The sequence below is a fragment of the Collinsella sp. TF10-11AT genome, from assembly GCF_003437565.1.
In the GTDB taxonomy this organism is placed as follows: domain Bacteria; phylum Actinomycetota; class Coriobacteriia; order Coriobacteriales; family Coriobacteriaceae; genus Collinsella.
Genome location: NZ_QSQW01000027.1, coordinates 1 through 2,114 on the forward strand (window position 1 = coordinate 1; position 2,114 = coordinate 2,114).

Genomic DNA, 2,114 nt, shown 5'->3' on the forward strand with positions numbered 1-2,114 from the left:
CGTGGGAGGCCAGGGCGCCGCTGACCGGTGGACGGCACCGAGCCGTCGGATGGCTTGAAGAAGGAGGAGGCCTCGCGGCCTCCCCCTTTTTTTGCGTTTACAGGCAACATTCCTTATGCAATTAAATCAATTTAATCATCCACCGCTGAATATAGACGTTCACCGTTCTTTGGTCGGTTCTCTGTTCTCAATGGACTAATATTTGCTTTAGCGCACTGCTGCGCTTGTCCTGTTTTTACACGGGTCGTTTTATTGATTGTGACGGAAGGACTCACATGGCAGATGTTCATGAGCTGCTTGATACTTGGATTGCCAATGTCAAGGACGAGGAGCTCCTCGCTGAGCTTAACACGATGAAGGAGCAGGGTGATGAGGACGCCATCACCGATGCTTTCTTCCAAGATCTCGCCTTCGGTACTGCCGGCCTTCGCGGCACTATCGGTGCGGGCACTAACCGTATGAATATCTATACGGTCGGTCGTGCGACCCAGGGATTCGCTGACTACCTCAATGCGACCTTCGAGCATCCAACGGTTGCCATCGCTCGCGATAGCCGCAATAAAGGTGAGCTGTTCGTTAAGACGACGGCTGCCATTCTTGCAGCAAACGGCGTGACTGCCCTCGTTTATCCCAAGATTTCTCCTGTGCCGACGCTCTCCTGGGCCGTCCGTGATCTTAAGTGCTCCGGTGGCATTTGCATGACCGCTAGTCATAACCCGGCACCGTATAACGGCTATAAGGCCTATGGCCCCGACGGCTGCCAGATCACCAGCGAGGCCGCCGATGCAATTTCTAAGGCTATCGCCGAGACCGATACATTCACCGGCGTGAAGTCCATGGACTTTGATGAGGCTCTTGAGCAGGGTCTGGTTAAATGGATCGAAGGCTCATGCCTCGAGCGTTATTACGACGCCGTTCTCGCGCGCGGCGTGACTAACCTTTCTGCCGAGGAGATCGCTGGCGCTCCGCTTAAGCTCGTCTACACTCCGCTCAACGGCACCGGCCTCATTCCCGTTACTACGGTGCTCGAGCGCGCTGGCATCACCGATGTCACGGTTGTTCCCGAGCAGAAGGAGCCTAACGGCGATTTCCCGACCTGCCCGTATCCTAACCCCGAGATCCGTCAGGCCATGCAGAAGGGCATCGATCTCTGCGAGCAGGTTCACCCTGATTTGCTGCTTGCAACCGATCCCGACGCCGACCGTGTTGGCGTTGCCGTTAAAAATGGCGATGACTATCTGCTGCTGACCGGCAATGAGATGGGCGTTCTGCTGCTCGACTATATCTGCAAGACCCGTGCTGCCCGCGGTGAGGACCTCACTAAGAAGGTTGCCGTTACTACTATCGTTTCTTCCGCCATGGTTGACGCTCTGGCCGACGAGTACGGTTTTGAGCTTCGCCGCTGCCTGACGGGCTTCAAGTACATCGGCGACATCATTACTTCTCTTTCCGATGCTGGCGAGGTCGATCGCTTTATCTTCGGTTTCGAGGAGAGCTACGGCTATCTGGCCGGCGACCACGTGCGCGACAAGGACGCCGTGAGCACTTCGCTTCTGATTTGCCAGATGGCGCAGTATTACAAGCTCCAGGGTAAGAACCTTGCCGATGCGATGCACGAGCTGTACGAGAAGTATGGCTACTATCACAACAAGACGATTTCGCTAAGCTATCCGGGCGCTGAGGGTGCGGCAAAGATGGCCGGCATCATGGCTGGTTTGCGCGAGAACCCGCCCGCGGAGCTCGCCGGTTCCAAGATTGAGGCCGTCGTGGATTACAACACCTGCGTGAACGGCCTGCCGAAGGCTAATGTCATTGAGTTCGATCTCGAGGGTGGTAACAAGGGTATCGTCCGTCCTTCTGGCACCGAGCCCAAGATTAAGCTGTACATCTTCGCTAAGGGCGCGGATGCCGCCGAGGCTGATGCAGCACTTGACGCGATCGAGGAGTCCGGTCGCAAGCTCTTGGCCTAAGGCTTTGAAAGCCTATTTCTATAGATAGACGGAGGAGGGGATCTCGGAAACGAGGTCCCCTCTTTATTACTTTTAAATACAGCTGAGAATCCCAAACTGTGTAGGAAATGTGTACGCCCAGATTCCCGCCCCCGGCGCCCCTCC

Annotated in this window: 1 protein-coding gene; it reads left to right on the forward strand. The window is 55.9% G+C overall.

Features of this window, described 5'->3' with window-relative positions:
* The first annotated feature begins 275 nt into the window (after window positions 1–275).
* Window positions 276–1,970 carry a phospho-sugar mutase gene (locus DXC99_RS10165; RefSeq protein ID WP_117630084.1) on the forward strand — a complete coding sequence of 565 codons (1,695 nt, stop codon included), beginning with the start codon at window positions 276–278 and terminating at the stop codon, window positions 1,968–1,970.
* Window positions 1,971–2,114: the final 144 nt, after the last annotated feature.

What these genes read in the sequence shown, in the direction of transcription:
- DXC99_RS10165 (WP_117630084.1), top strand. Translation starts at nt 276, where the DNA reads ATGGCAGATGTTCATGAGCTGCTTGATACTTGGATTGCCAATGTCAAG.